Source organism: Streptomyces sp. NBC_01508, from assembly GCF_045040315.1.
Taxonomy (GTDB): domain Bacteria; phylum Actinomycetota; class Actinomycetes; order Streptomycetales; family Streptomycetaceae; genus Streptomyces.
Genome location: NZ_CP109419.1, coordinates 3162761 through 3188844 on the forward strand (window position 1 = coordinate 3162761; position 26084 = coordinate 3188844).

A 26084-nucleotide genomic window follows, 5' to 3' on the forward strand; every position below is an offset into this window, starting at 1 on the left:
CGGCCTGCCGCGGCGGATGTATCGACGGCAGACTCGTCGCCATCGACCGACCACGAGGAGAGCGACTTCCACCATGCACGATGCCACTGACAATCGGCCGGCCGCACTGCTCTCCATGAGTCCGGACATCGCGGAACGGCTGTTCACCCCCGCTCGTCTCGCCCGGCTGACCGGCCTCGTACGCACCGATCCGCGGCTTGTCGCCGACACCCTGGCGGGTCCCGGTCTCGACCCCGCCGTCGCCTCCGCGCTCGCGGACGCCGAACTGCTGCTCACCTGCTGGGGCGCGCCCCCGCTCACCGCCGAGGTGCTGGCCGCCGCGCCCCGGCTGCGCGCCGTCGTGCACGCGGCCGGGAGCGTCAAGCACCATGTCACGGAGGCCTGTTGGGAGCGGGGCATCACGGTCGCCTCGGCGGCCGGGGCCAACGCGCTTCCCGTCGCCGAGTACACGCTGGCCGCGATCCTCTTCGCGGGCAAGCGGGTGCTCGGCTCGGCGCACCGCTACCGGGAGGTACGCGCCCCGCACGACTGGCACCAGGAGCTGAGCCGGGCGGGCAACTACCGCCGTACGGTCGGCATCGTCGGCGCGTCCCGGATCGGCCGCCGGGTGATCGAACTGCTGCGGCCGTTCGACTTCGACGTGCTGCTGTACGACCCGTATGTGAGCGCCGAGGAGGCCGCGGCGCTCGGCGTGGAACCGGTGCCGCTCGATGAACTCTGCGCACGCGGCCATGTGGTGTCGGTCCACGCGCCGCAGGTCCCCGCCACCCGCCACATGATCGGCGCCGCGCAGCTCGCGGCGATGCCGGACGGGGCGACGCTGATCAACACCTCGCGCGGCTCGCTGATCGACGAGGACGCGCTGCTGCCGCATCTGGTCGCCGGCCGGCTGGACGCCGTGCTGGACGTGACGGATCCCGAACTGCCGCCGCCCGCCTCGCCGTTGTACGACCTGCCGAATGTGCTGCTGACCCCGCACGTGGCGGGCTCGCTGGGCGGCGAGATCCACCGGATGACGGATCACGCGCTGGACGAGGTGGAACGGTACGTGAAGGGGCTGCCGTTCGAGGATCCCGTACACCCGGCGTCGCTGGGGCACTCGGCGTAGGACGGCGGAACGCGCCGAGGCCCGGCTCCCCCGAAGGGGCGCCGGGCCTCGGGCGCGTGTCCTGCCGCTCTACGGACGTCAGTGGCTGTGGCCGTGGCCACCGTGACCGGCGTCGCCCTCTTCCTCGGCCGGCTTCTCGACGACCAGGGTCTCGGTCGTCAGGAGCAGCGCGGCGATGGAAGCGGCGTTCTCCAGCGCGGAGCGGGTGACCTTGACCGGGTCGATGACGCCGGCCTTCACCAGGTCGACGTACTCGCCGGTCGAGGCGTTGAAGCCGTGACCCTTGTCGAGTTCGGCGACCTTCGCGGTGATGACATAGCCCTCAAGACCGGCGTTCTCGGCGATCCAGCGCAGCGGCTCGACCACGGCGCGGCGGACGACCGCGACACCGGTGGCCTCGTCGCCCGTCTTGCCCAGGCCGTCCTCCAGCACCTTGGCGGCGTGCACCAGGGCGGAGCCACCACCGGAGACGATGCCCTCCTCGACCGCGGCGCGGGTCGCGGAGATGGCGTCCTCCAGACGGTGCTTCTTCTCCTTCAGCTCCACCTCGGTGGCGGCGCCGACCTTGATCACGCACACGCCGCCGGCCAGCTTCGCGAGGCGCTCCTGGAGCTTCTCGCGGTCCCAGTCGGAGTCCGTGGACTCGATCTCGGCCTTGATCTGGTTGACACGGCCCACGACCTCGGCGCTGTCGCCACCGCCGTCGACGATCGTCGTGTCGTCCTTGGAGACGGTGACGCGGCGGGCGGAGCCCAGTACGTCGAGACCGGCCTGGTCGAGCTTGAGGCCGACCTCCTCGGCGATGACGGTCGCGCCCGTGAGGGTGGCGATGTCGCCGAGCATGGCCTTGCGGCGGTCACCGAAGCCGGGAGCCTTCACCGCGACGGCGTTGAACGTGCCGCGGATCTTGTTGACGACGAGGGTGGAAAGCGCCTCGCCCTCGACGTCCTCGGCGATGATCAGCAGCGGCCGGGAGCCGCCCGCCTGGATGACCTTCTCCAGCAGCGGGAGCATGTCCTGGATGGAGCCGATCTTGCCCTGGTTGATCAGGATGTACGGGTCGTCGAGGACGGCCTCCATACGCTCCTGGTCGGTCACCATGTACGGCGAGAGGTAGCCCTTGTCGAAGGCCATGCCCTCGGTGAACTCCAGCTCCAGGCCGAAGGTGTTGGACTCCTCGACGGTGATGACACCGTCCTTGCCGACCTTGTCCATCGCCTCGGCGATGAGCTCGCCGACCTGCGAGTCCTGGGCGGAGAGCCCGGCGACGGCGGCGATGTCGGACTTGTCGTCGATCGGGCGGGCCGTGTCCAGGAGTTCCTTGGAGACGGCGGCGACCGCGGCGTCGATGCCCTTCTTCAGGGCGGCCGGGGAGGCGCCGGCGGCGACGTTGCGCAGGCCCTCGCGGACCAGCGCCTGGGCCAGCACGGTGGCGGTGGTGGTGCCGTCACCCGCGATGTCGTTGGTCTTGGTCGCCACCTCCTTCACGAGCTGGGCGCCGAGGTTCTCGTACGGGTCGTCGAGCTCGACCTCGCGGGCGATCGTGACGCCGTCGTTGGTGATGGTGGGGGCGCCGAACTTCTTGTCGATGACGACGTTGCGGCCCTTGGGGCCGATCGTCACCTTCACCGTGTCGGCAAGCTTGTTGACGCCGCGCTCAAGGGCGCGACGGGCGTCCTCGTCGAACTTCAGGATCTTCGCCATGGGAGCTTTCTCTTGTCCTCTCGAACGAACAACGAACTACGCCCCGGACCGCCCGGCGATGCGGGGGCCAGGGGCGCAGTTCACAGCAGACTGTGTGGAATTACTTCTCGATGATCGCGAGCACGTCGCGAGCCGAGAGGACGAGGTATTCCTCGCCGCTGTACTTCACCTCAGTGCCGCCGTACTTGCTGTACAGAACGACGTCGCCGACGGAAACGTCGAGCGGAAGCCGCTCGCCGTTCTCGAAGCGACCCGGACCGACGGCCAGGACGACGCCCTCCTGGGGCTTCTCCTTGGCAGTGTCCGGAATAACCAGGCCAGAGGCCGTGGTCTGCTCTGCGTCGAGCGGCTGGACCACAATGCGGTCCTCGAGCGGCTTGATGGCAACCTTGGAGCTGGCGGTCGTCACGATCCGACCTCCCCCTTCGGAGATCTCACGGGGTTAACTGTCTGGGTGGCGTGACCGGGCATGATCCGTCGTCGCGGGTGCCGGACCTGTCCTGTCACGCATTGGCACTCTCCAGTGGGGAGTGCCAGGCCTGACACTATGACCGCGGTTAGCACTCGGTCAAGCTGAGTGCCAGTCGAGCCCCCGGGAAGCCTCCGCCGGACGGGCGGATCGAGCCCGTCCGGCGCGTGAGATCGACCGACCGGGGCCCGTGCCAGCGCCGTGACCGGCAGTGTTTGCCCCGGAAGGAGCGCCGTCCGGTGCGTGCGATCGCAAGGCGGCCGGAAGTCCTCGCAGCGGAGCTACCAGGGCTTGTGGCCGACGACGCCTGGCACGCGCACTCGCCGCGTTGTCGGAATCATCCAAGTACGTCCAGTACGAGAACGATCCCCCGCCTTGCGATCGCACGCACCAGACGCCGTCGGCCCCGCCCTTCGGGCGGACGGCGCTACTTTCGCAACACGCCCTAGACGTAGTCCTCCAGCTTCGCCACCGCGTAACCCTTGTCCGTGATCGTCTTCATGACGTGCCGGATCATGTCGGGCATCGAGCCCTTCCAGTCCTCCTTCCCCCGGAAATGCGTGAGGACGATGTCGCCGGCGTGCAGGTCGCGGTCCCACTCGCGCCACTCCATGTGGTCGGGGAACGCCTCGGACGACCACAGCGGCACCGCCTTGACGCCGCAGGACTTGGCGGCGCGCAGGGTGCCGGCGTTGTAGTTGCCGTACGGCGGCCGGAAGAGTTCGGGCCGCTTGCCGTACCGCTTCTCGATCTTCTCCTGCTGGCCGCAGATCTCCCGCTTCTGCTCCTCGTAGGAGAGTCCGGGGAGGTAGGGGTGGGTGAGGGTGTGGTTGTGCAGGGAGACGCCCCGGGCCTGCATCTTCTTGAAGTAGGCGTAGTCGTCGTTGATGACGTAGTCGCTGAGGAAGGCGCTGTACGGGATCTTCAGCTCGGTCATCATCCGCAGCAGTTCGGGGTCCTTCTCGGCGCCGTCGTCGATCGTCAGGAAGACGACCTTGTCCTTGGTGGGGACGTTGGTGAAGACCGGCGGGAGGGTTTCGCCGTCCGTGACCTCGAAGCCCTTGCGGGTGGTGATCCGGGGCTTCACCGCGGGCGGCGCGGGCGCGGCGAGCGGGGTCTTGGCGAGCTTCCACTTCTTCGCGGCGACGGCGCGCAGCGCCTGGGCCTTGACGACGGCGGTGGTCTCGGCCTTCTCCGCGGCGCCGGTCCCCGGGCCGGGTCCGGCCCGGCCCGGCTTCACGGGGGCGGACTCCACCGGTCCGCCGCCACCGCCACCGCCGTCCCCGCTGCGGCTGCCACCGCCGCCGTCCCGGTCGCCGGACTCCGCCGCGCAGGCGGAGCCGAGTGCGGCGATCAGGAGTACGGCGACGACCGCGCGTGCCCGTCCGGCCGGATGCCTTCTCGGCCGTTCTGCGGCCTTTTCTTCGTTTTGTCTTACTAGTTGCATGGCGCCGCATCCTGTCAGCGCCCGGTCCACGCGCCCGGCCGACACCGCCGGGGAGCGCCGACGGTCCCCCGGCTGGCCCACAATGGCCGGGTGACCGACCGCACCCCCTCCCCGCTGACCCAACTCCTCTCCGAGGAGGGCCAGGCCCTGCTCGCCGCCCTCCGCGACCACGACCCGGCGCGGGAACTGACCCTGGCGACCCGGCTGCGCCGCGACCACCCCACCGAACTGGTCACCGCCGCCCTCGCGCAGGCCCGGCTGCGGCAGCGGGCGGTCGCGAAGTTCGGCGAGCGGGACGCGTACCGCATGTACTTCACGCCGCACGGCGTCGAGCAGGCCACCCGTACCTCGGTCGCCGCCCACCGGGCGGGCCGGTTCCGGGACATCGGCCTCGGGGACGCGGGCCGCCCGGCGCGGATCACGGACCTGTGCTGCGGCGTGGGCGGCGACGCGATCGAGCTGGCCCGCGCGGGGTTCGCCGTGACCGCGGTCGACCGTGACCCCGCGACCTGCGAGATCGCCGCGCACAACGTCCGTACGCTGGCGCCCGACGCCCCGTCGGCGACGGTCGTGTGCGCGGACGTCATGACGTACGCCCCGGCCTCCGGGCCGGCCCCCGACGCCCTCTTCGTCGACCCGGCCAGACGCGGCGGAAGGGGGCGGATCTTCGACCCGGAGGCGTACTCGCCGCCACTGTCCTGGGCGATCGAGGCGGTACGTGCGGTGGGTGTCGGCGGCATCAAGATCGCACCGGGCATCCCGCACGAGCTGGTCCCCGACGACTTCGAGGCCGAGTGGATCTCCGACGGCGGCGACGTCAAGGAGGCGGTGCTCTGGCACGACGCGACCGGCTCGGGGCGCGGTACGGGATCCGGTGGCGGAACCGGTGGCGGGTCCGGTCCGGGCGCGATCACGCCCGGCGCCCGGCGCGCCACCCTGCTCCCCGCCGGACTCACCCTGACCGGCCGCGGTCTGCCCGACCCGCGGGTCCGGAAGGTCGGCCGCTACCTGTACGAGCCGGACGGCGCCGTCATCCGCGCCCATCTGGTCGCCGAGGCCGCCGACGAGCTGGACGGCGGGCTGATCGACGAGACGATCGCGTACATCACGGCGGACGAGCTGCGCCCCACGCCGTACGCGACGGCGTACGAGATCACCGACGAGCTGCCGTTCAACCTCAAGCGGCTCAAGGCCCTGCTCCGCGAGCGCGGCATCGGCATCCTGACGGTCAAGAAGCGCGGCTCGCCGGTCGAACCGGAGGAGCTGCGGCGGAAGATGAAGCTCCAGGGGCGGAAATCGGCCACGGTCTTCCTCACCCGGGTCGCGGGCGCGCCGACGATGCTGCTCGGCGACCCGGCCTGATCCACACGACGACGCCATAGCCCTTGTCCGGCAGATCTTCGCGAATCGGCTTGCGGCAGAACGCATTTGGGATGGTTTTGGGCCCCTGGGCCCAAGCTTTCTGATGTGCTCAGGTCATAAGCTCCGCTGTGGGGGCGGCCTGACGCGTGCCGCCTGAACGCCACGGTTCGTGAAGGCGGTTGGGGCGAGGAATGGCTTCTTACGGGGGTTCACCGGCGTACGACGGCGCGTGGACGCCGCCCGGCCCGGCCGGGCGGCGCGACATGCCTCAACCGCTCCACATCGCTTGGTGGTTGATCCAAGCGCTCTTCGGCTTCACCGTGCTGGGCGGAATCGGCCTGCTGCTCTCGGCCGCCGCCGCGGACGCGGTGGACGCCGGACTCATCGGTCTGACCGTGTGGGCGGCGGCGCCCGGCACGGCCGGCTGGCTGCTGTCGCGGCGGCTGTGGACCGGCGGGGTGTGGGAGTGGCGGGCCCTGATCGCCGTACAGGCGTGGCTGGTTCTGGGCGGCATCTCCAACATCACCGAGGGCTCGTTCCAGGGCTTCACCCAACTCGTGCTGCCGGTACTGGTCCTGGTCTTCCTGGGCCGCCCCGAGAGCCGGGAGTGGATACGGCTCGACGCGGAACGGCGGGCGGAGCACCGGCCGTTCTCGTTCGCCCGGTTCATCAAGTGGCGGAGCGACGGGGGGCAGACGGCGCTCGAATACGTCGGACTGTTCGTCCTCGTCGCCGCGATCATCGTCGGGCTCACGGCGAGCGGCGTCGGCGGTCAGATTTCCAACGGCCTCCGGTCCGCGGTCTGTTCGATCACGGGTGCGGCGTGCCCGGCCGGCGACGGCGACTCGGTCGAGGCGGGCGACGGCCAGGAGGATCCCGGCGGCGACCAGGGCGGTCCGGGCGGTCCCGAGGACCCGGGCGATCCGCAGAACGGCGACGACGGCACCACCACCCCCGTGGGCGTCGAGACCGACGAGGACCGCAACGACGCCGCCGCCGACGAACCCGGCTGGGAGGGCGACGAGGACGCCGCCGACGACGGTGACGGGGGCGACGGCGAGAAGAAGGAGGACTGCGGAGGCTGGGGCTTCTTCTCCTGCGCCGCCGACCGGGGCACCCAGGTCGTCAAGGGCGTCTTCGTGGACGGCGTCTGGGGCGACGTCACCGGTGTCTGGGATCTGGTCACCGACCCCGGCGGCACCCTGGACGGCCTCAAGGACTACGGCGGCAGCCTGGCCGACAAGTGGTCCGACGACGCCAAGGACGCCGGCGACAAGTGGAAGAAGGGCGACTACTTCGACGCGCTGACCGACTGGGGCGGCGCGTCCGTGAACACGGGCCTCAAGGTCGGCGACGACCTGTTCGTCGGCGACGAGGTCCGCGACCGGTGGAACAACGGCGAGAAGACCCGGGCGGTCACCGACGTCGTGTGGAACGTCGGTTCGCTCTTCATCCCCGGCTACAACGCGGCGAAGGTCGTCGGCAAGGTCGGGAAGTTCGGCAAGCTCGGGAAACTGGGCAAGGCCGCCGACAAGGCGAGCGAGGCGGCCGACCGGGCCCGGAAGGCGGCGGAGAAGGGCGACGTCAAGGCCGCCGACAAGGCGGCGGAGGAGGCGCGGAAGCACGCCGACGACGCCCAGAAGGAGCTGGCGGAGAAGGGCTGTCTGATCAGCTCGGGCCCGATCGGCGACCGGCTCCCGGGCGGACCGGGCGGTTCCGGCGGGCCGGGCGGCCCCGGCGCCCAGCGGCCGTCCCTCAGTGGCGGGGTCAACGCCGCCGGTCGGACCGTGGCGGTCCACCGGGCGGACGGCGTCCCCGTACTCCTGCCGGCCGACAAGAAGTGCGACGGCGCCAGCCAGGAGGAGATCGACGCCGCCGAGCAGGCGAAGAAGGACGCCGCCGCCGCGCAGGCGGCCAAGAAGGAAGCCGGCAAGAAGGCCGTCGCCAAGTGGAAGAAGCCCTCCTGGTACGGCGATCTGAAGAACCCGCGCAAGGGCTCCAAGGATCTCGGCGACGGCAAGTGGAAGACGAAGAAGTCGGTCGCGTACGGCCCGGCGATGGAGCGCTGGATGCGGTTCCAGGAGCAGGTCTCCGGGGTGAAGCGCGGCAAGGAGTACGGGGTGAAGGACCCGGACACCGGCCGCGACGTCGACTTCGACGGCTGGGACTCCGCCGGGCAGAAGTACAAGGAGGCGAAGTTCGGCTACGGGGGCAAGGTCCGCCCGGATGGCACCCTGGAACCCGCACAGGCCACGAAGTGGGTCGAACAGGCGCGGCGCCAGACGCGGGCGGCGAACGGCAAGCCGGTTGAATGGAACTTCTCCAACAAGCAGGCCGCCGATGCCGCGCAGAAGGCGTTCGACGATGCCGGGGTGGACGTGGACGTCGTACACACACCCTGGAAGCCGTAGAGGCGCAGAGGCGCGGGAGCACGATCGGAGTGTCGGGAGTGACGGGCATGGCGAGCGAGACCATTGTGAAGGCGTCCTGGGGACCCAGGCCCGAGTCCTGCGAGGAGTTGGCCGGCCGCTGGTTGGCCCTGCTGGAACGGCTGACCGAGCTGTCGGGCGGGGACCTGGCGGACTGGCGGTGGGACACCGACGGCGCCACGCCGGGCGAGCCCGTACCGCGCGACGTCGACGCCCTCGCCACGGCCCTGGAGGCGGCGAACCCGCACGACGACGCGGACATCATCGGCCGCACGGGCGTCGTCGTGGCGCGGCGGCCGGACGGCGGGTACGCGCAGCTCAAGGTGACGGCGGGCGGTACGGACGGATACACCCCGTTCAGCGCGACACTGCTGCTCTTCCCCGGCTCCCCCGGCTCCCCTGGCTCCCCCGGCTCCCCCGACACCGCCGCGCCGCTCGCGGACCGGCTCCCGGAGGCGCTGGCCGCCGTCGCCGGGGTCTGGGACGCGGACACCGGAAGCACCCACGACCGCGAGCTGTTCCGCGCCCTGAAGTCCGCCTACGGCCTGCGGGCCTCGCACCCGCGCTGCGGCTGGTCCGTCTTCCTGTCGGCGAACCGGGCCGCGCGGGTGCCCGCCGACCTGGCCGCGCCACGCCTGGAGGCCGGGTCGGGCGGAGTCGTACTGAAAATCGGTGACACCACGGACGCGGTGCTCGCCGCGCACAAGGCGCTCGCCGACGCGGGGGCGCTGGAGCCGCTGCCCACCCCGGCGGACCGGCCGAAGCTGTGACCTCGGGGGCGGCGGGGGCTTCAGGGGCGGTGGGGGCTTCAGGCGTTTCCGGGACTTCCGGGACTTCCGAGGCGGCGGGAGCCGACGCGCTCGGCTTCAAGGCGGCGGTCGACGCGCGGACCGCCGCCGTCGTAAGGCTCGCCACCGCGCCGTACGACCCGCCCTGGTCGGACGGCGTGGACGCGGGCCGGTCCGGCTCGGGGGCGGATTTCGCGATCGTCGCGCTGCGGGTCAGCCCCGATTTCTACGAGGACGAGGACTACGCGCTCCACGACGCCGTCCTCGACGCGTACGAGACCGAACTCTGGGGCGTCGTGCACGCCCTCGACGCCCGGTGGGGCGCGCACCGGACCGTCGAGTCGGCCGAGTACGCAAACCGGTATCTGGCAGGGGAGGCGGTGGCGCCCTTCTACGCGTCCCTGTGCGAGCTGGGCTACTTCGGTGACCTTCAGGCGTGGCGGGTGGGCGGGCGTACGGTCGCCGTCGGCGTGGGGCAGCAAGATGCCGAGGAGCCGGTGGTGCTGTTCGCGGCGGTCGACGGCACGCCCGGCTGAGGCCCTGCCCCGCCGCCGGTCAGTCCACGTCCTTCCCGAGGTCCGGTTTCTTCGGCTCCTCCCGCTCCTCCCGCTCCTTGGGCTCCTTCGGCTGGGAAGCCTTGAGCTGGGCGTCCAGGATCCGGGCGTCCAGGTCCGTGATGTCGTCGGCGTAGATCTGCGACAGCGGTTGCGGGCCGACGTACTGCTGACAGTTGCACCGCGCCAGCTCGTACCGCTTCGGTTTCTTGTTCTCGTCCCAGGCCGTCGCCACCTCCACGTTCTCGTGGCACTTGCCCTGCTTGTCGTGCTTGGCGAGATGGTGCGCGCACCCGCAGACGGGCTCCGGCGGCTTGTGTGACTCCTCAAGGGCCAGCCGGCCGCCCTCGACGAGCTTGAGACGCTCCACTCTTCGCTCATGCCGGGTGCGCAGTGCGCTCCGGCCCGTATCGGCGACCCAGCTGAAGCCACCGACCATGAAGAAGACGAATATCCACCACAGCCAGTTCATCCGCCGCCCCTTCACCCCATGAAATGGCGCATGCGTCCCTACAGGATAGAGCGGATGGCGTAGGAACGGCCTCAGTGCCCGGGGGGCTACTTCGGGACACATCCGGACAACAAGCGCCACTCGCGTCCCGTAACGCACCGGTTTTCACGGTTTCAGCGGTGGGCGCCGCCGCCTTCCCGCAGGGACACGGGGCTCAGTACGTTCCCGGCCCACCGCTGGTGGCCCCTCACCCGCAGGACGCCGAGCCCGCCGATGACCAGCGCGATCACACCGGTCCCGATGAGATACGCCGTCTCTCCGATGCCCCCGGAACCCGGCTGCCCGACGCCGGTGAACGCGAGTACGAGCCCGATCAGGCACAGCGCGACGGACAGTCCCAGCCACCCGGCGCTCCGGCCGCCGGCCCGCAGCCGGTGGTCGTTCCCGGGATCCGGCCGCAGCGCGGCCCAGGCATCGAGCCTGCCGCGTACGGTGCGGTCCCTGGCGAGGTCGAATCCGACGCCGATCACGGCGGGCATCAGGAAGAACAGGCCGAGTACCAGTTCGACCACTCCGGTGACATAGTCCGCGTTCCGGGCCTCGAAAGCGCCGAGCCCCAGGCTGACCAGAATCCACCCCAGCGTCGCGATCAGCCCGTACGACCAGAGCAGCGCCAGCCGCGCGAAGGACAGTCCCCGCCGCTGCAACTCACCCATCGCACGGGCCCGCTCGGCGAGCAGCGATTCGTGGTCGGGCCAGGACCACAGATGTTCGGGCGGCGGAGGGGGCGGCAGCGGCGTGCGGGGCATCCGCGGATGCTACCGCCCGTGATCACCGCCGGCCGGGCCGGGATTACCCGGCGGGATCCTCGCGGCGGCGCGGGACCTTGGCGGCGACCAGCCGGACGGCCCACCGGTAGTGCGCCACCGCCTTCGTCACGCCGATCAGCCCGGCGATCCAGAACAGGGTGCCCGCGCCGATGACGTACGCGACTTCCGCGTACGTGTCCTCGCCCCGGCGCGCGGTCGCGGGCGTCTCCACGGCCAGCCACAGGCCGAAGGCCCCGGCCAGGAACGAGATCAGCAGCCAGCACAGGCTCACACCCGGCAGCCGCAGTCGCGCGTCGCCCACCGGGTCGCTCCCCAGCGCCGCCCACTGGTGCGTCAGCCGGCGCATCGCGGCGTCCCGGCGCAGCAGCAGGCCGAGGACGATCCCGGCGGCGGTCATCACACCGAGGCCGAACGCCGCGAGGAACGCGCCCAGCATCAGGCTGAACGGATCGGGCATCCCCTTGTCCAGCGTCCGCAGCACCTCGCCCACGATCAGCCAGCCGAACTGCACCGCCGCCACGAGCAGCAGGAACTGCGCGAGCCGCGCGTACCCCATGCTGCGCCCCACGAGCCAGCCGAGAATGCCGGCCCGGTCGGCGAGCATCGCCCGGCCGTCGGGCCAGGTGCGTATGTGTACGGGGGGCGGTGGGGGCGGCAGCGTGGGCGTACGGCGAGACATGCGGCGAGATTATCGCCGTACGGGATCCGGCCGGAACTCGGCGGGGATTCGGCTGGGATTCGGCTGGGATCCGACCGGGATCCGACCGGGATCCGACCGGACTCGGCCAACTCACCGGGTCCGTGCGGCCCGTTCCTCCAGCAGCGTGCGCTCCCGTTCGTTGCGGGTCAGCCCGGCCGCCCGTACGAACTCGGCCCGCGCCTCCCGCGTACGCCCCAGCCTGGCCAGCAGATCCCCGCGCACGCTCGGCAGCAGGTGGTAGCCCTTGAGCGCGGGCTCCGCCGCCAGCGTGTCGATCAGCGCCAGCCCCGCCTCGGGTCCTTCGGCCATCGAGACGGCGACGGCGCGGTTCAGCTCCACGACGGGCGAGGGAGTGAGCGCGGCGAGTCGCCCGTACAGCGCGGCGATCGTGGCCCAGTCCGTGTCCTCGTACGTCACCGCCCCCGCGTGGCACGCGGCGATCGCGGCCTGGAGGGCGTACGGGCCGGGGGCGCCGCCCAGCGCGCTCGCCCGGGTCAGGGCGTCGACGCCGCGGCGGATCAGCAGCCGGTCCCAGCGCGAGCGGTTCTGGTCGGCGAGCAGGACGGGCGCGCCGTCGGGTCCGGTACGGGTGGCCGTACGGGACGCCTGGAGCTCCAACAGGGCTGCCAGGGCGTGCACTTCGGGCTCCCTGGGCATCAGCCCGCCCAGTACGCGTGCGAGCCGCAGCGCGTCCTCGCAGAGGCCGGGGCGCAGCAGGTCGTCCCCGGCGGTCGCGGAGTAACCCTCGTTGAAGACGAGGTAGATGACCTCCAGCACGGACGCGAGCCGCGCGTCGCGCTCGGCGCCGTACGGCACTTCGAAGGGCACGCCCGCCTTGGCCAAGCTGCGCTTGGCGCGCACGATGCGCTGGGCGACGGTCGGTTCGGGCACCAGATACGCGCGGGCGATCTCGTCCGTGGTGAGTCCGCCGAGCAGCCGCAGGGTCAGGGCGACGCGCGCCTCGGTGGACAGGACGGGGTGGCAGGAGACGAAGACGAGCCGCAGCAGGTCGTCGTCGATGTCGTCGGCGTCGGCGGGCTCGGGCGGCGGTGCCGTGTCCTGAAGGGTGCGGCCGACCTCGGCGAGCTTGCGCGCGTACGTCTCGCGGCGGCGTACGAGATCGATGGCGCGGCGCCTGGCCGTGGCCATGAGCCAGGCTCCCGGATTGTCCGGGACGCCCGACTCCGGCCACTGTTCCAACGCGGCGACCAGGGCGTCCTGCGCCAACTCCTCGGCGATGCCGACATCGCGCACGACGCGGGCGACCGCGGCGATGATCCTCGACTGTTCGATCCTGAAGACCGCTTCCACCGCGCCCGCGCTGCCGCTGCCGCTGCCACTGCCGCTGCCACTGCCGCTGTCTGCCGTCACGGCCACCCATGAGAACACCGGGGCGGGCGGACGGCAAACGGCTCGCGGGCGGTACGCGGCAGCGGTACTACTCGCCGATCTGGCGGGTCTCGGCGGTCAGGGTCCAGTAGTCCTCGTGGATCTGGAGGAACCGCTTGGCCCACTCGACGGCCTCGGCCTGCGTCTTGGCCTGGACGATCGAGTACCCGCCGATGACCTCCTTGGACTCGGTGAAGGGCCCGTCGGTGACCGACAGCTTCCCGCCCGACCAGGTGACCCGGGTGCCCTCGGCGGACGGGTGCAGCCCGACGGTCTCCAGCATGGCGCCGGCCTTGTTCATCTCCTCGGCCAGCTTTCCCATCCGCTCGCCCAGCTCGGCGCTGTGGCCTTCGGCGGGCAGGTTGGACTCGTCGATGTGGATCAGGGTCATGAAGCGCGGCATGGTGACTCCTCGGTGTGCGTGGGCGGGGTGTTCCCCGCCGCTCACCCTTGCGTCGAACGGGCGGGGCCGGGATCGACACACGCCGCGATGTTTCCTGGAAGTTCTCTGTTGTCCTCAAGCGCCGGACCGGCTGGGGTGTTGGCGGACGAGCTGGACTCAGCCCGCCGGCTCACCACTGGCTCAGCCCGCCGTCTCAGTCCGCCGTCTCGAACCGCCAGCGGTGGACCGCCCGTGCCACCAACTCATCAGCCGGTTCCGGGATTTCGGGCAGCTCCGCGCCGTACGGGGCGTCCCACCAGGTCATCACCAGCACCCGGCCGCCGGGCGCGGTGAGCGTCTCGCGGCGCTGCGGGGCGGGGGCCAGCGCCCGCGACCGTACCCACTCCAGCAGTTCGGCGCCCCGCCCGGCGGCGGCCTTGGCCTCCCACATCAGCGCGACCGTCATGAGTACAGGTTGTCCTTGCTGACCTCGTGCACGTGATCGTGGCCATGGTGCCGGTGCCCCGGTACGTGCGTCTCGGTCACCGGCAGCGAGGAGTCCGCCGACAGGTCCCAGTCCGACGCGGGCCGGTTGCGCGCCACCATCTCCGCACCGAGCGCGGCGACCATCGCCCCGTTGTCGGTGCACAGGCCGGGCCGGGGCACCCGCAGCCGGATGCCCGCCCGCTCGCACCGCTCGGCGGCCAGCGCGCGCAGCCGGGAGTTGGCGGCGACGCCGCCGCCGATCATCAGGTGGTCCACGCCCTCGTCCTTGCAGGCGCGCACCGCCTTGCGCGTCAGCACGTCCACCACCGCCTCCTGGAAGGACGCGGCCACGTCCCGTACGGGCACGTCCTCCCCCGCCGCGCGCTTCGCCTCGATCCAGCGGGCGACGGACGTCTTGAGCCCGGAGAACGAGAAGTCGTACGGCGCGTCGCGCGGGCCGGTCAGTCCGCGCGGGAACGCGATCGACCCCGGGTCGCCCTCGCGCGCCAGCCGGTCGATCACCGGGCCGCCGGGGAAGCCGAGTTGGAGCACGCGGGCGATCTTGTCGAACGCCTCGCCCGCCGCGTCGTCGATGGTCGCGCCCATCGGGCGTACGTCGGCGGTGATGTCCGGCGCGAGCAGCAGCGACGAGTGCCCGCCGCTGACCAGCAGCGCCATCGTCGGCTCGGGCAGCGGCCCGTGCTCCAGCTGGTCGACGCAGATGTGCGAGGCGAGGTGGTTCACGCCGTAGAGCGGCTTGCCCAGCGCGTACGCGTACGCCTTCGCCGCCGACACCCCGACCAGCAGCGCGCCGGCCAGTCCGGGACCGGCCGTGACCGCGATCCCGTCGAGGTCGCGGGCGCTCACCCCCGCCTCCTTCAGGGCGCGCTCGACGGTCGGCACCATCGCCTCCAGGTGCGCGCGGGAGGCGACCTCGGGCACGACGCCGCCGAAGCGGGCGTGCTCGTCGACGCTGGAGGCGATGGCGTCGGCGAGCAGCGTCGTACCGCGGACGATGCCCACGCCCGTCTCGTCGCACGAGGTCTCGATGCCGAGGACGAGGGGTTCGTCAGCCATGGGTCTCAGTTCCTTGTCCGTACGGGCCGTCCAGCAGTGACAGGCGCATGACGAGCGCGTCGACATTGCCGGGCTGGTAGTAGCCCCGGCGGAAGCCGACCGGCTCGAAGCCGAAGCGCTCGTACAGCTTCTGCGCGCGGGGGTTGTCCACCCGCACTTCGAGCAGCACCTCCTCGCACTCGAAGGCGGTGGCGTGCTGGAGGAGATCGGTGAGCAGTCGCGAGCCGAGCCCGGTCCCCCACTGGTCGCGGGCGGCGGCGATGGTCTGTACGTCGCCGAGGCCACCGGCGGCGGCGAGTCCGGCGTAGCCGACGATCCGGCCGTCGTCGGCGGCCTCGGCGACGACGTAGCGGCGGGTGGCGGCCGGGCCGCGGGCGTGGGCCAGCTCGGACCAGAACATGCCGGGCGACCAGGCGTCCTCGGGGAACAGCTCGTACTCCAGGGCGAGCACGGCCTCGATGTCCCACCAGCGCATCTCGCGCAGCGCGGGCTCGGTCGCGGCGGTCGCGTCGCTGGCGGCGGTCGGGTCGCTCCCGGCGGTCGGGTCGGTCACATCTGTCGCATCGGTCACTTCGGAGTGACCACCTTGTAGTTCTTGGGCACCTGCGCGTCGGGCCGCCGCAGATAGAGCGGCAGCGCGGGCAGGAACCCTTCACCGTCACCCGCCGCACCGCCCACCGCGAGCCGTTCCGCGGCGAGGGACGCGAGCGCGGCGGCCGACTGGTGCTCGGGCGTCCGGGCGTCCGGGAACGCGTCCGGGTAGAGCACGCCGCCCGCGCCGACGACCGGCAGTCCGGCCAGCTCCGCCGCGATGTCGGCGGGCCGGTCGACGGCGGGCTCGGTCAGCCGCGTACGGGAGTCCGCGTACCGCGCCCAGTAGACCTCCTTGCGGCGCGCGTCCGTCGCCACCACGAAGGGTCCGTCCAGCTGAGCCGCGTACGCGAGTCCGTCCAGCGTGCACAGCCCGTGCACCGGCACCCCGAGGGTCGAGCCGAAGGCGGCGGCCGTGACGAGCCCGACGCGCAGTCCGGTGTACGGGCCGGGTCCCACGCCGACGACCAGGTCCGTGACGGCGCCGAGCGCGAGACCCGCCCGGTCGAGGACGCGGTCGACGGCGGGCAGCAGCAGTTCCCCGTGCCGGCGCGCGTCCACCTGGCTCTCGGCGGCGAGGACGGAGACACCGTCGTGCAGGGCGACGGTGACGGCGGGCGTGGCGGTATCAACGGCGAGCAGGAGCACACAAACAGCCTACGGCTCCCCGGAGAGGCCCCGGAGCCGGGCACGGCGCCCCGCCCCCTCTCCCGCCTGCTGCTACCGTCACCACGCAGACGTACGTACGAGAGGTGGATCAAGGTGTCCAGGAGCAGCTCGGGATTCGTGGCCGGGCTCACCGCGCTCGCCGTGGCCACTGTCGGTTTCCTCGCGTACCAGGCGTCGGCGAGCGTGCCCGACCAGTTCGCGGCGCCCAAGAAGCCCGGCTCCTCGGCCTCCGCCGCCCCCGCGCCCGAGAAGAAGAAGGACACGCACGCGGTGCCCGCGAAGTCGGGCACCGGTCTCCGCGTCGTCTACGCGCTGGACGACAAGCGTGTGTGGCTGGTGGGCGAGCCGAGCCAGAAGCCGCGGACCTTCGAGGTCATGCCGAGCACGGTGAGCCCGCCGCCCGGGACGTACCAGGTGACATCACGGTCCGGGAAGATCACCGGCTCGGACGGCGTGGACATCGAGCACGTGGTGCGGTTCGCGAACGTGGACCAGGTCGCGATCGGGTTCAGCTCGGCGGTCGACGGGACGATGGCGAGCCCGGACCCGGAGCTGAGGACGGGCGGCGTGCGGATGACGCCGGAGGACGGCGACGCGATGTGGACGTTCGCGACGATCGGTTCGAAGGTCGTCGTCGTCCCGTAGCGCTATGCGGCGGCTTCGGCGGTTTCGCCGGTTTCATCGGCTTCGTCGTCCGTGTCGTCGCGGGCCGTCCCGGTCGGCGGCGTCGATACGGCACTGGCCGCCGCGCACGACGCCAGCAGGTCGCTCATCGACACGGACGACGGATCGGGAGACGGATCGGGAGACGGGATCGTCGGCTCCGACGGTCGCGCTCCGGTGCTCTCTGATGCCGGCATGGATGCCTCCTGAGGCTCCGGGGGCAAGCTCGGTTAGGTAGACCTAACCAAATCTCGTTTACCATGTGACCACGCGCCGCACGGCACACGCAACAGTTTACCGACGTCTTGTCGGAAAGCACGGATCTCTCAGGCGCCCAGCGAGGCCAGGTCCACGTCCGCCCAGCGTGCGCCGATGCCGGTGAGGGTGACCTCGCGCCGGTCGTCCTCCTCGGCCAGTGGGTCCACGGTCCCGACGACGCGGTCGATCACCACACGCAGCCGGTCGTCCGACAGCTCCTCGACCTTCCCGTCGCCCCACTCCACGACCACCACCGAATCCGGCAGCGACACGTCGAGGTCCAGATCCTCCATCTCGTCCAGACCGCCGCCGAGCCGGTACGCGTCCACGTGCACGAGCGGCGGCCCGGAGGTCAGCGAGGGGTGCACCCGCGCGATGACGAAGGTCGGCGACGTGACCGCCCCGCGTACGCCGAGCCCGGCGCCCAGGCCACGGGTCAGCGTCGTCTTCCCGGCGCCGAGTTCGCCGGTGAGCATCACCAGGTCGCCGGGGCGCAGCAGAGCGGCGAGCCCGCAGCCCAACTCGCTCATCCGCTCGGGTGAGTCGACGGTGATACGCGCGGTGACGCGGATACGGGTCTCAGCTGCCGGGCTGTCCGGCGCTTCCAGCGGTGCTTCCATACGAACCCACGTTAGTGGCTGCCGGGACGGCCCCCACCCGTACCAGCAGGTCGGCGAGCCGGTCGGTGACCGCCTCCGGGTGCTCCAGCATCACCAGATGGCCCGCGTCGGGCACGATCACCAGCTCGGAGTCCGGCAGCAGGTCCGCGATGGCCTCGCTGTGCGAGCTGGGGGTGACGAGATCGCGGTCCCCGGCCAGTACCAGCACCGGGACATCCATGAAGACCGGCAGCGCGGCCGACTCGTCGTGCTCGGTGAACGCCGGGTAGAACTCAGCGACCACGTCGATCGGCGTCCCCTCGATCAGCCGCTCGGCGAACCGCGCGACGGCCGGGTCCACGTCCTTCGAGCTGAACGAGTAGCGCTTGATCAGCCCGGCGAAGAGATCGGCGGTGGCCCGCCGCCCCCGCTCGACCAGTTCGGTCTGCGAGCCGAGCGCCTTCAGTACGCCGGGCAGTACGCGGCGTACGGCGTTCACGCCCGCCACCGGCAGCCCGAAGCTGACCTCGCCGAGCCTGCCGCTGGAGGAGCCGACGAACGCGGCGCCGACGACCCGCTCCCGTACGAGTTCGGGGCAGTGGCCCGCGAGCGCCATCATCGTCATACCGCCCATGGAGTGGCCGACGAGGACGAGCGGCCCTTCCGGCGCGGCCTCCTCGATGACCGCCCTGAGGTCGCGGCCGAGCTGGTCGATCGAGACGGGGACGCCGTCCGGGCCCTGCTGCGCGGCGCCCCGGCCGGAGCGGCCGTGGCTGCGCTGGTCCCAGAAGACGGTCCGCACCAGACCGCGCAGCGCGGCGCGCTGGAAGTGCCAGGAGTCCTGGTTGAGGCAGTAGCCGTGGCTGAAGACGACGGTGACGGGCGCCGGGGCCTTGCGGCCGAAGAGCCTGCGGCGGCGCGGGGTGCCCGCGCCGGTCTCCGGGTCGACGTCGTCGACCTCGAAGTACAGCTCGGTGCCGTCGTCGGCGAGGGCCGTGCCGGGGGTGCCGCGCAGGGCGCCGTACGGCCCCGTCGAGTCGAGGGCGAGCCGCGCCTTCTTGCGCATGCCGCGGCCGACGGTCATCCGCTCGATGGCGACGCCCGCGGCGGCACCGGCGGCGATCACGCCTATCGCCGTACCGGCGATACCGGCCAGCCGCCAGTTGCCTCCGGCGCCGGCTGCGGCCGACACCACGTCGCTCGCGGTGCTGTTCTCGCTCAACGTCCCGCTCCTTGTCCGTCTTCGCGCCCGTCTTCGTGCCCGTTCAGATGGACGCGGGGAACGCGGGGACCGATACGGGTCACGATCTCGTACGCGATGGTGTCGGCCGCCTCCGCCCAGTCGGCGGCGGTCGGCTCACCCCCGTCCCCGGTCCCGAACAGGACGGCGGGCGCGCCCTCTTGGACGGCGTCGGCGTCCGGTCCCGCCCCGAGGTCCACGACGAACTGGTCCATCGCGACCCGCCCGGCCACCCGCCGCACCGCCCCGCCGACGAGCACGGGCCCCCGGCCGGACGCGTGGCGCGGGATGCCGTCCGCGTACCCGAGGGGGATCAGGCCGAGGGTGGTCTCGGCGGAGGTGCGGTACTGGTGGCCGTAACTGACGCCGTGCCCCTGCGGGACCCGCTTGACCAGCGCCACGGACGCGGTGAGCGTCATGACGGGCCGCAGCCCCAACTCCCGTGAGGTGCCCAGCTCGGGGCCGGGCGAGATGCCGTAGAGCGCGATGCCGGTCCGTACGAGGTCGAAGTGCGACTCGGGGAGGGTGAGGGCGGCCGGGGAGTTCGCGAGGTGCCGGACCTCGGGCTCGATGCCGGCCTTCTCGGCGTACGCGACCAGCTCGTGGAACACGTCGAGCTGCGCGGCGATCGACGGGTGGCCGGGCTCGTCCGCGCACGCGAAGTGCGACCACAGGCCGGTGACGCGGACGGTGCCCGCGGCCTCGGCGGCACGGGCGGCGGCGACGAGTTCGGGCCAGTCGGCGGGCGCGCACCCGTTGCGGCCGAGCCCGGTGTCGGCCTTGAGCTGGATCCGCGCCACCCGCCCGGCCTCCCGCGCGGCGTCGGTCACCTCGCGCAGCGCCCACATCGCGGACACGGACATGTCGAGACCGGCCTCGACGCCGGCGCGCCAGGGGTCGCCGGGGGTCCACAGCCAGCACAGGATCGGCGCCGTCACCCCGGCGGCGCGCAGCGCCAGCGCCTCGTGGGGCGTGGCGGTGCCGAGCCAGGTCGCCCCGGCGTCGAGCGCGGCCCGCGCGCAGGGCAGCGCGCCGTGCCCGTACGCGTCGGACTTCACGACGGCCATCAGATCGGCACCGGGCGCGAGCCGCGCCCGCAGGGCACGGACATTGCCACGGAGCGCCCCGAGATCGATCTCGGCGCGGGCGCGAAGGGGCGAGGTGGGTACGGTTCCGGTCATCACACACAGTCTCTCAGAGCCCGCCGACCTCCCTGGGAGGGTCCGGGCGGGTCCGGGGGCACATCCACACGGGGGAGACGACTGGATGACCGCGTCGAGGGCCGCACTCACACGGCGGAGCCTGCGCCTGAAGATCAACGTCCACAAGGTGCGGCTCGGAGGCGAGGAATACCGGGTGATCAGCCCCTTCGGACCGCTGAGGAACGGAGCGCTCTACCGATACGGCACCAACCAGTACAACATGTATGTAGACCGGGCGGACGGCCGGCGTATCGGCGCCCTGTGGCTGCTCGCCGCGCGCTCCCCGCGGTCCTTGGTCTACCTGCCGACGCGCGCCCCGGCGAAGGAGTTCGGGGGCGCCTACGGCGATGAGTGGGGCGAGACGCCGCTCGACCTCGTACTGGCCCACCGGGCAGTGCAGTTCCGGCCGTCCCGGTGGAAGGAGCTGCGGGCGCGCATGCGTGCGGGGAACGCTCCCCGCGAAGTACGCACCGCGAGCCTGCCGGAGGGGGAACTGCCGGCTGACACCCCTGAGATCGAGTACGCGGCTCCGAGCGATCCGGCGAACAGGAATCTGCTCCACCAGCACGTCCACGCCGAGACGTTGTTCCTGACAGGCGGTGCGGCGGCGTTCCGGGAATCGGCTCCGCACATTTTCGCCGTCACGAAAGAAGGCCCTCCCGCCGCCGCGACAGAGCTGTATCTTTCCGGCGGATGCAATTACCACGTCTGCCGGTCCCTCTATCACTGGCCGGACCTCGACGCGCGTGAACGGGACCAGATCCATGTGGAGTTCTGCCCGCCATGGTCGAGATGAGATCACCGGTGCCGTAACCCGTGCCGTAACTCGTGCCGTAACTCGTGCCGTATCCCGCGCCGTATCCCGCGCCTCAACTCGTGCTGGAAGACGTGCTACGCGCGGCGGAGGCGGGAGAGCAGGCCCCGGTGCGCCCAGCCGGTCCGGCGCAGGCCCGCCCAGACGCAGCACGCGGCCAGGCCGATCGCGAGCGCGGTCGCGCCGGGCGCGGACGGGACCGCGTTCAGCACGGCGATGCCGACCGCCACGGCGATGACGCCGTCGAACTGCCATGCCACGACGCGCAGCCCGGAGAGATCGCCGAGCGGCGTGATGATCGGCAGCAGCAGTTCGAGCGGCAGTTGCAGCTTCATCTCGCGCAGGAACCTGGCACCGAGCACCAGCGTCAGCGACCCCGCGACGAGCAGGAGCGTGTTCACCGGGCGGCCCGCGCCGTGGGGTGCCCACGGGGTCAGGAGCGCGAGGCCGCCTCCCAGACCCGCGCCGGCCGTCACGGCGGCGACGGGCCACGCCAGCGCGCGGGTGAGCGTGCCGCCCCACCACTCGCCGAGCAGCGGGGCCAGGGTCAACTCGTCGCGCAGGCCGCGCCAGGTCTCGCCCACCCACCCGGAGCCCAGGTACACGCAGACCGATCCGGCCACCCACAACCACACCGCCGCTCCAGCCGCTCCAGCCACCCCGGCCGCCCCGGCCGCCCCGGCCGCCCCGAGCGTCAGCGCGGCACCGCCGGCCAGCAGGAACAGCACCGCCGCGCTCGCGCGACCGGGCGCGCGGAGCGCTCGGACCGCGCCCTGGGCGAGATACCCGCGCAGCCGTCCGTCCGGGCGGATCAGTGCGGAGGTGAGCCCGCGCGGCTCCGGCCGGTACAGGTCGAGCGCGTGGTGGAGCGTGCCCGTCCACGCGTACGCCTGGGCCTGGGAGGCGCGGGCCGACTCCCTTGCGAGCCGGGTGAGTTCGACCGTACGGATCGACCGGAAGGCCGCCCGCCCGAGGGCCACGGCCGTGGTCGCCAGCACGCCGGCGAGCAGCCACGGGGCGCCGCCGCCGTCCGGCGCCAGCCGGCTCAGCACGGTGATGGCGAGTGCCACGACGCCCGCCGCCGCGGCGAGCACGAGATTGCCGGGCACCGACCGGACCTGGCCCCACAGCCAGCCCACCGCGGCGACGGCACCGACCCCCGCCGCGACCGCGAGACCCGGCAGCGCGGTGTCGAGGTGGTCGAACAGGTCGGTCGTGAGATACGCCGCCGTGCACGCCGTCAGCGGCGTGACCGCGCCCGCGTACGCCAGTCGGCGCCGGGCGATGGTGCCGAGGTAGTACGTCGGCGATATGTCCGTGGACATGAACACGTGCAGCAGGAAGGGCTGGAGCACCAGCGGTCCCCACAACCGGCCGACGAGTTGGGCGCTCCAGCACACCGCCACCGCGATGGCGCAGGCCACGGGCGTCGCCCGGGCGGCGGACCCCACGGAGACGAACCCCGGCGACGTGCTCGCGGCGTGGAAGACCGGCACCAGGTAGAAGACGGTGAACAGCGCGACGAGATAGGCGGTGTAAGCGCGTCCCCGCACCGTGGCACGGCCGCCGCGCCGGGCGTACCGCTGCCGTACGGCGTGCACGCGGCCCCTGGCATCGGACTCGGGGGCCGCGACGCCCCGCGCCGTCATCCCGGCCGTCGCCGTCATCCCAGGTCCACGCGGCCGTCGCGTGCCTCCACCAGGGCCGCCTCGTGGGTGGCGACCAGAAAGGCCGTGCCTTCCTTCGCCCGCTCGGTGAGCAGTGTGGCCACCAACTCCACGCGGTCACTGTCGAGATGACGCTCGGGCTCGTCGAGCAGCACGACATCGGCGGGACGGACCAGAGTCAGCGCGAGGCTGAAGAGCTGGAACTGTCCGGACGAGATCTGGTGGGGAAACCGTTCGCCGAGCGAGGACAGCCCCAGCCGCTCGACGACCTCGCCGGCGCGTTCGGCGGTGCTCGGGGAATTGCCGTACCAGGAGGCGGCGACGAGTGTCACCTGCTCGCGCAGCGTCATGTCCCGGGCGACGGGGACCTGTTCGACCAGCGAGGCCACGAGACGCCGGTGCGCGGGCTTCGCCAGGTCGACGGCCTCGCCCCGTACCGAACACGTGCCGGCCGTCAGACTCCGACTGCCCAGGAAGGCACGCAGAAGGGTGGTCTTGCCCGAGCCGTTGCCGCCGGTGACACACCAGAACTCGCCGGGCGGCACCTCGAACGTCGTGGGCGCGAGCAGCGTGGTCTCGCCCAGCGTGACCGTCGCACCGTCGGCCGCGATCACGGGAACTCCGGCCATCTTCTCCGCTCCATCAGGGGTGTTGACGCACTTCGGACCAACCGTATATGCGCCTAGGGCGTGTTGCGAAAGTAGCGCCGTCCACCCGAAGGGCGGGGCCGACGGCGTCTGGTGCGTGCGATCGCAAGGCGGAGGATCGTTCTCGTACTGGGCGTACTTGGACGAGTCCGACAACGCGGCGAGTGTGCGTGCCAGGCGTCGTCGGCCAGGCGGGACTTTCGCAACACGCCCTAGCGTGCGCTCGTATCCGATGTCTCGGTGACGGCGTCGCCGTTGAGGTACTGCCCCGGGGACGTGCCGACGGTCCGGCGGAACGCCGCGAGAAACGCGCTCGGTGTCGCGTAACCCACGGCGTGCGCGACCCGGGACACGGATTGGCCTTCGGCGAGGAGCGGCAGGGCGGCGCGCAGCCGCACATGGGTGCGCCAGCGGTCGAAGCTCATGCCCGTGTCGTGGGCGAACAGCCGTGTCAGGGTGCGCCGGCTCACCCCGACGACCCGTGCGTACGCGTCGAGGCTCCGCGAATCCGCGGGATCGGCGAGCAGTTCGTCGGCCACGGCGCGGACGCGTGCGTCGACGGGATGTGGCACGTCGATGGGCACGGTCGGCAGCGGGCGCAGCAGATCCAGCACGACCGCCTCGGCCCGCAGTCGCGCGTCGTCGGCGAGTTCCGGCCGGTTGAGGTGGTCGATGAGGTGGGCCAGCAGTCCGTCGACGGCGACCGGCGTGGGTTCCGTCCATCGCAGGGCGCACCGGTCCGGTTTCAGATAGAGGCTGCGCAGCACCGCGTCGCGGGTGGCACCGGTCCGGTGGACGACCCCCATGGGCAGCCACAGCGCACGGGTGGGCGGCAGGACCCAGTACGTGTCGTCCACGGCGACGCCGAGCACACCGCGTCGTGTCCAGGCCAGCTGGTGCTGCGGATGGCTGTGCGCGGGGATCCACTCTCCCGCCGACAACGGAAAGTTGCCCACGGTGATCGCACCCACCCCGGTCGGGGCGGCGCATGAAGCGGGTTTGGTCATGCCCCCAGCGTATGTCCTCAAGGCGATACACCATGGCCCCATAGCGGATTGTGGCCAAGGGGGCGGGGTTCATAACGTCATGGCATGTTGATCAATCCGCGCCACGGGCGCTACCGCAGGACGCCGTCATGACAACAGAGTCAACCCTCGCCACCGGCACGGGGCGCCGCCGGCCGGCGCTGATCGTGCTGTGCCTCGTGCAGTTCATGCTCGTCCTGGACGACACCGTGGTCAATGTCGCCCTCCCCACCGTCCGCGACGAACTCGGCTTCGGCGACGCGGGCCTGGCCTGGGTCGTCAACGCCTACTTCCTCGCCTTCGGCGGGCTGCTGCTGCTGTCCGGCCGGGCCGCCGACCTGCTGGGCCGCCGCCGCGTCTTCCTCAGCGGCGTGGCCCTGTTCGGAGTCGCGAGCCTCGCCTGCGGCATCGCCCAGGAGCCCTGGCAACTCGTGGTCGGGCGGTTCGTCCAGGGTGCGGGCGCGGCCATGGCGAGCCCGGCCGCGCTGTCGCTGATCACCCTCCTGTACACCGGTACGCGGGAGCGCACCAAGGCGCTCAGCATCTGGGGCGGCATCGCCGGTCTGGGCGGCACGATGGGCCTGGTGATATCCGGTGCGCTGACCGGCCTCACCTCGTGGCGCTGGATCTTCCTGATCAACCTGCCCGTGGCCGCCCTGGCCCTCATCCTGCTCCCGCGCCTGGTCGCCGAGAGCCGGGCCACCCACCGGGCGCGGCTGGACGTCCCCGGTGCGGCGCTGGGAACCGGCGCCGTACTGGCCCTCGTCTACGGTCTGCTTCAGGCCGGGGAGACGAGTTGGGGTGACGTGGCCGTCGTCGGGCCGCTGCTCCTCGCCGTCGTCCTGGCCGTGGCGTTCGTCGTGGTCGAGTCACGCACGCCCGATCCACTGCTGCCGCTGTCGTTCCTGGCCGACCGTACCCGCGCCGTCGCCAACGGCACGACGATGCTGTTCTCCGCCGCCTTCTACGCGATGGCCTTCCTGCTGATGATCCACCTGCAAACCGTCCTGGGCTACGACCCGCTCACGGCGGGCGTCGCCTACCTGCCCTACGGCGCGGGCATCCTCGCGGGCATGTGGCTGGCCTCGCGTGCGGTGACCAGGTTCGGGACGCGCTGGACCCTCGTCGTGTCCTTCCTGATCTGCGCGGCCGGACTACTGCTGCTGTCCGGCCTGGCACCCGGCGACAGCTACCTGGCCGGTGTGCTGCCCGGCATGCTCGTCACGAGCCTCGGCTGCGGCCTGAGCCTGCCGGTCCTGACGGTCGCCGCGGTCAGCGGCACCACCGAGGAGAACGCCGGCCTCGGCTCGGCCGTCCTCACCTCCGTCCAACAGGTGGGCGGCGCGGTGGGTTTGGCGGTCCTGGTCACCCTGGCGGCACGCCACAGCGACGCCCTGGCCGACTCGACCAGCCAACAACACGCCGCGACGGAGGGCTTCACCCTCGCCCTCACGGTCGCCGCCGCGCTGCTGGCCGTCGGCGCCGCCCTGATCGCCACCCTGCTCCGCAACCCCCGCGACCGGCCGCTCTGAC

At 72.0% G+C, this 26084-nt stretch carries 27 protein-coding genes; 8 read left to right on the forward strand and 19 right to left on the reverse strand.

Going from position 1 to position 26084, the window contains the following annotated elements; all coding sequences use genetic code 11:
- Positions 1-73 precede the first annotated feature (73 nt).
- The gene (locus OG700_RS14355) at positions 74-1108 is read left to right on the forward strand and encodes a hydroxyacid dehydrogenase (protein WP_405613494.1); all 1035 of its coding nucleotides are present in this window, start codon (positions 74-76) and stop codon (positions 1106-1108) included.
- 78 nt (positions 1109-1186) lie between these two features.
- On the opposite strand, the gene groL is transcribed toward OG700_RS14355, so the two are convergent.
- The 3 genes from groL to OG700_RS14370 all read right to left on the reverse strand — a co-directional run bounded on the left by groL (position 1187) and on the right by OG700_RS14370 (position 4728).
- Positions 1187-2812, reverse strand: coding sequence for a chaperonin GroEL (groL, locus tag OG700_RS14360; RefSeq protein WP_405613496.1), 1626 nt, complete (start codon positions 2810-2812; stop codon positions 1187-1189).
- Positions 2813-2912: 100 nt separating this feature from the next.
- Positions 2913-3221, reverse strand: coding sequence for a co-chaperone GroES (groES, locus tag OG700_RS14365; protein WP_185028083.1), 309 nt, complete (start codon positions 3219-3221; stop codon positions 2913-2915).
- 505 nt (positions 3222-3726) lie between these two features.
- The gene (locus OG700_RS14370; RefSeq protein ID WP_405613499.1) at positions 3727-4728 is read right to left on the reverse strand and encodes a polysaccharide deacetylase family protein; all 1002 of its coding nucleotides are present in this window, start codon (positions 4726-4728) and stop codon (positions 3727-3729) included.
- 90 nt (positions 4729-4818) lie between these two features.
- On the opposite strand from OG700_RS14370, the gene OG700_RS14375 reads away from it, so the two are divergent.
- From OG700_RS14375 to OG700_RS14390, 4 genes are all read left to right on the forward strand, one after another.
- The gene (locus OG700_RS14375; RefSeq protein ID WP_405613501.1) at positions 4819-6090 is read left to right on the forward strand and encodes a THUMP-like domain-containing protein; all 1272 of its coding nucleotides are present in this window, start codon (positions 4819-4821) and stop codon (positions 6088-6090) included.
- Positions 6091-6383: 293 nt separating this feature from the next.
- A complete protein-coding gene (locus OG700_RS14380; protein ID WP_405613503.1) occupies positions 6384-8501 on the forward strand; it encodes a Tox-REase-5 domain-containing protein in 2118 nt (705 codons plus the stop codon).
- Positions 8502-8548: 47 nt separating this feature from the next.
- Positions 8549-9289 (forward strand): hypothetical protein, encoded by a 741-nt coding sequence (locus tag OG700_RS14385; RefSeq protein WP_405613505.1) that lies wholly within the window; start codon positions 8549-8551, stop codon positions 9287-9289.
- 29 nt (positions 9290-9318) lie between these two features.
- A complete protein-coding gene (locus tag OG700_RS14390) occupies positions 9319-9843 on the forward strand; it encodes a hypothetical protein (RefSeq protein WP_405613507.1) in 525 nt (174 codons plus the stop codon).
- A 19-nt stretch (positions 9844-9862) separates the two neighbouring features.
- On the opposite strand, the gene OG700_RS14395 is transcribed toward OG700_RS14390, so the two are convergent.
- The 9 genes from OG700_RS14395 to tsaB form a co-directional block, all read right to left on the reverse strand.
- A complete protein-coding gene (locus OG700_RS14395) occupies positions 9863-10333 on the reverse strand; it encodes a hypothetical protein (protein ID WP_405613509.1) in 471 nt (156 codons plus the stop codon).
- Positions 10334-10485: 152 nt separating this feature from the next.
- On the reverse strand, positions 10486-11121 hold the full coding sequence (locus tag OG700_RS14400) for a hypothetical protein (protein WP_405613511.1): 636 nt from the start codon (positions 11119-11121) through the stop codon (positions 10486-10488).
- 43 nt (positions 11122-11164) lie between these two features.
- The gene (locus OG700_RS14405) at positions 11165-11821 is read right to left on the reverse strand and encodes a hypothetical protein (RefSeq protein WP_405613513.1); all 657 of its coding nucleotides are present in this window, start codon (positions 11819-11821) and stop codon (positions 11165-11167) included.
- 111 nt (positions 11822-11932) lie between these two features.
- A complete protein-coding gene (locus tag OG700_RS14410) occupies positions 11933-13213 on the reverse strand; it encodes an RNA polymerase sigma factor (protein ID WP_405613515.1) in 1281 nt (426 codons plus the stop codon).
- A gap of 67 nt (positions 13214-13280) precedes the next feature.
- Positions 13281-13634, reverse strand: coding sequence for a YciI family protein (locus OG700_RS14415; RefSeq protein ID WP_405613517.1), 354 nt, complete (start codon positions 13632-13634; stop codon positions 13281-13283).
- A gap of 193 nt (positions 13635-13827) precedes the next feature.
- Positions 13828-14079, reverse strand: a complete 252-nt coding sequence (locus tag OG700_RS14420) for a hypothetical protein (protein WP_405613519.1) — start codon at positions 14077-14079, stop codon at positions 13828-13830.
- Positions 14076-15176 (reverse strand): tRNA (adenosine(37)-N6)-threonylcarbamoyltransferase complex transferase subunit TsaD, encoded by a 1101-nt coding sequence (tsaD, locus tag OG700_RS14425; protein ID WP_405613521.1) that lies wholly within the window; start codon positions 15174-15176, stop codon positions 14076-14078. The genes OG700_RS14420 and tsaD overlap by 4 nt, the downstream gene beginning before the upstream one ends.
- The gene (rimI, locus tag OG700_RS14430) at positions 15169-15651 is read right to left on the reverse strand and encodes a ribosomal protein S18-alanine N-acetyltransferase (RefSeq protein WP_405621707.1); all 483 of its coding nucleotides are present in this window, start codon (positions 15649-15651) and stop codon (positions 15169-15171) included. Before rimI ends, tsaD begins: the two co-directional genes overlap by 8 nt.
- Positions 15652-15743: 92 nt before the next feature.
- Positions 15744-16415 (reverse strand): tRNA (adenosine(37)-N6)-threonylcarbamoyltransferase complex dimerization subunit type 1 TsaB, encoded by a 672-nt coding sequence (tsaB, locus tag OG700_RS14435; protein WP_405613523.1) that lies wholly within the window; start codon positions 16413-16415, stop codon positions 15744-15746.
- Between the two features lie 138 nt (positions 16416-16553).
- On the opposite strand from tsaB, the gene OG700_RS14440 reads away from it, so the two are divergent.
- Positions 16554-17081, forward strand: coding sequence for a L,D-transpeptidase (locus OG700_RS14440; RefSeq protein ID WP_405621709.1), 528 nt, complete (start codon positions 16554-16556; stop codon positions 17079-17081).
- A gap of 2 nt (positions 17082-17083) precedes the next feature.
- On the opposite strand, the gene OG700_RS14445 is transcribed toward OG700_RS14440, so the two are convergent.
- The 4 genes from OG700_RS14445 to alr all read right to left on the reverse strand — a co-directional run bounded on the left by OG700_RS14445 (position 17084) and on the right by alr (position 20377).
- Positions 17084-17209, reverse strand: a complete 126-nt coding sequence (locus OG700_RS14445) for a hypothetical protein (protein WP_405613525.1) — start codon at positions 17207-17209, stop codon at positions 17084-17086.
- A gap of 216 nt (positions 17210-17425) precedes the next feature.
- A complete protein-coding gene (gene tsaE, locus OG700_RS14450; RefSeq protein ID WP_405613527.1) occupies positions 17426-17977 on the reverse strand; it encodes a tRNA (adenosine(37)-N6)-threonylcarbamoyltransferase complex ATPase subunit type 1 TsaE in 552 nt (183 codons plus the stop codon).
- Positions 17937-19178, reverse strand: coding sequence for an alpha/beta fold hydrolase (locus OG700_RS14455; RefSeq protein WP_405613529.1), 1242 nt, complete (start codon positions 19176-19178; stop codon positions 17937-17939). Before OG700_RS14455 ends, tsaE begins: the two co-directional genes overlap by 41 nt.
- Complete coding sequence (gene alr, locus OG700_RS14460; protein ID WP_405613531.1) at positions 19175-20377, reverse strand: alanine racemase; 1203 nt, start codon at positions 20375-20377, stop codon at positions 19175-19177. The genes OG700_RS14455 and alr overlap by 4 nt, the downstream gene beginning before the upstream one ends.
- Before the next feature lie 85 nt (positions 20378-20462).
- On the opposite strand from alr, the gene OG700_RS14465 reads away from it, so the two are divergent.
- Complete coding sequence (locus OG700_RS14465; RefSeq protein ID WP_405613533.1) at positions 20463-21194, forward strand: hypothetical protein; 732 nt, start codon at positions 20463-20465, stop codon at positions 21192-21194.
- A 95-nt stretch (positions 21195-21289) separates the two neighbouring features.
- Here OG700_RS14465 and OG700_RS14470 read toward each other — a convergent pair whose 3' ends face one another.
- From OG700_RS14470 to OG700_RS14480, 3 genes are all read right to left on the reverse strand, one after another.
- Positions 21290-22879 carry a hypothetical protein gene (locus tag OG700_RS14470; protein ID WP_405613535.1) on the reverse strand — a complete coding sequence of 530 codons (1590 nt, stop codon included), beginning with the start codon at positions 22877-22879 and terminating at the stop codon, positions 21290-21292.
- Positions 22876-23508 carry an ATP-binding cassette domain-containing protein gene (locus OG700_RS14475; protein WP_405613537.1) on the reverse strand — a complete coding sequence of 211 codons (633 nt, stop codon included), beginning with the start codon at positions 23506-23508 and terminating at the stop codon, positions 22876-22878. Before OG700_RS14475 ends, OG700_RS14470 begins: the two co-directional genes overlap by 4 nt.
- Before the next feature lie 230 nt (positions 23509-23738).
- Positions 23739-24533: a helix-turn-helix domain-containing protein gene (locus tag OG700_RS14480; protein ID WP_405613539.1), complete on the reverse strand. Its 795-nt coding sequence runs from the start codon at positions 24531-24533 to the stop codon at positions 23739-23741.
- 128 nt (positions 24534-24661) lie between these two features.
- Here OG700_RS14480 and OG700_RS14485 point away from each other — a divergent pair, with 128 nt between their 5' ends.
- Positions 24662-26083 (forward strand): MFS transporter, encoded by a 1422-nt coding sequence (locus tag OG700_RS14485; protein WP_405613541.1) that lies wholly within the window; start codon positions 24662-24664, stop codon positions 26081-26083.
- Position 26084 lies beyond the last annotated feature (1 nt).

Excerpts from the sequence above, each read along its gene's own strand:
- OG700_RS14405 (WP_405613513.1), bottom strand. The coding sequence starts at position 11,821 with ATGTCTCGCCGTACGCCCACGCTGCCGCCCCCACCGCCCCCCGTACAC.
- OG700_RS14385 (WP_405613505.1), top strand. The coding sequence starts at position 8,549 with ATGGCGAGCGAGACCATTGTGAAGGCGTCCTGGGGACCCAGGCCCGAG.
- tsaE (WP_405613527.1), bottom strand. The coding sequence starts at position 17,977 with ATGGAAGCACCGCTGGAAGCGCCGGACAGCCCGGCAGCTGAGACCCGT.
- OG700_RS14475 (WP_405613537.1), bottom strand. The coding sequence starts at position 23,508 with ATGGCCGGAGTTCCCGTGATCGCGGCCGACGGTGCGACGGTCACGCTG.
- OG700_RS14470 (WP_405613535.1), bottom strand. The coding sequence starts at position 22,879 with ATGACGGCGACGGCCGGGATGACGGCGCGGGGCGTCGCGGCCCCCGAG.
- rimI (WP_405621707.1), bottom strand. The coding sequence starts at position 15,651 with ATGCGCTGGTGGGACATCGAGGCCGTGCTCGCCCTGGAGTACGAGCTG.
- OG700_RS14355 (WP_405613494.1), top strand. The coding sequence starts at position 74 with ATGCACGATGCCACTGACAATCGGCCGGCCGCACTGCTCTCCATGAGT.
- OG700_RS14415 (WP_405613517.1), bottom strand. The coding sequence starts at position 13,634 with ATGCCGCGCTTCATGACCCTGATCCACATCGACGAGTCCAACCTGCCC.
- OG700_RS14395 (WP_405613509.1), bottom strand. The coding sequence starts at position 10,333 with ATGAACTGGCTGTGGTGGATATTCGTCTTCTTCATGGTCGGTGGCTTC.
- OG700_RS14485 (WP_405613541.1), top strand. The coding sequence starts at position 24,662 with ATGACAACAGAGTCAACCCTCGCCACCGGCACGGGGCGCCGCCGGCCG.
- groL (WP_405613496.1), bottom strand. The coding sequence starts at position 2,812 with ATGGCGAAGATCCTGAAGTTCGACGAGGACGCCCGTCGCGCCCTTGAG.
- OG700_RS14465 (WP_405613533.1), top strand. The coding sequence starts at position 20,463 with ATGACCGCGTCGAGGGCCGCACTCACACGGCGGAGCCTGCGCCTGAAG.
- tsaD (WP_405613521.1), bottom strand. The coding sequence starts at position 15,176 with ATGGCTGACGAACCCCTCGTCCTCGGCATCGAGACCTCGTGCGACGAG.
- alr (WP_405613531.1), bottom strand. The coding sequence starts at position 20,377 with ATGACCGGAACCGTACCCACCTCGCCCCTTCGCGCCCGCGCCGAGATC.
- OG700_RS14420 (WP_405613519.1), bottom strand. The coding sequence starts at position 14,079 with ATGACGGTCGCGCTGATGTGGGAGGCCAAGGCCGCCGCCGGGCGGGGC.
- OG700_RS14445 (WP_405613525.1), bottom strand. The coding sequence starts at position 17,209 with ATGAGCGACCTGCTGGCGTCGTGCGCGGCGGCCAGTGCCGTATCGACG.
- OG700_RS14400 (WP_405613511.1), bottom strand. The coding sequence starts at position 11,121 with ATGCCCCGCACGCCGCTGCCGCCCCCTCCGCCGCCCGAACATCTGTGG.
- OG700_RS14370 (WP_405613499.1), bottom strand. The coding sequence starts at position 4,728 with ATGCAACTAGTAAGACAAAACGAAGAAAAGGCCGCAGAACGGCCGAGA.
- OG700_RS14480 (WP_405613539.1), bottom strand. The coding sequence starts at position 24,533 with ATGACCAAACCCGCTTCATGCGCCGCCCCGACCGGGGTGGGTGCGATC.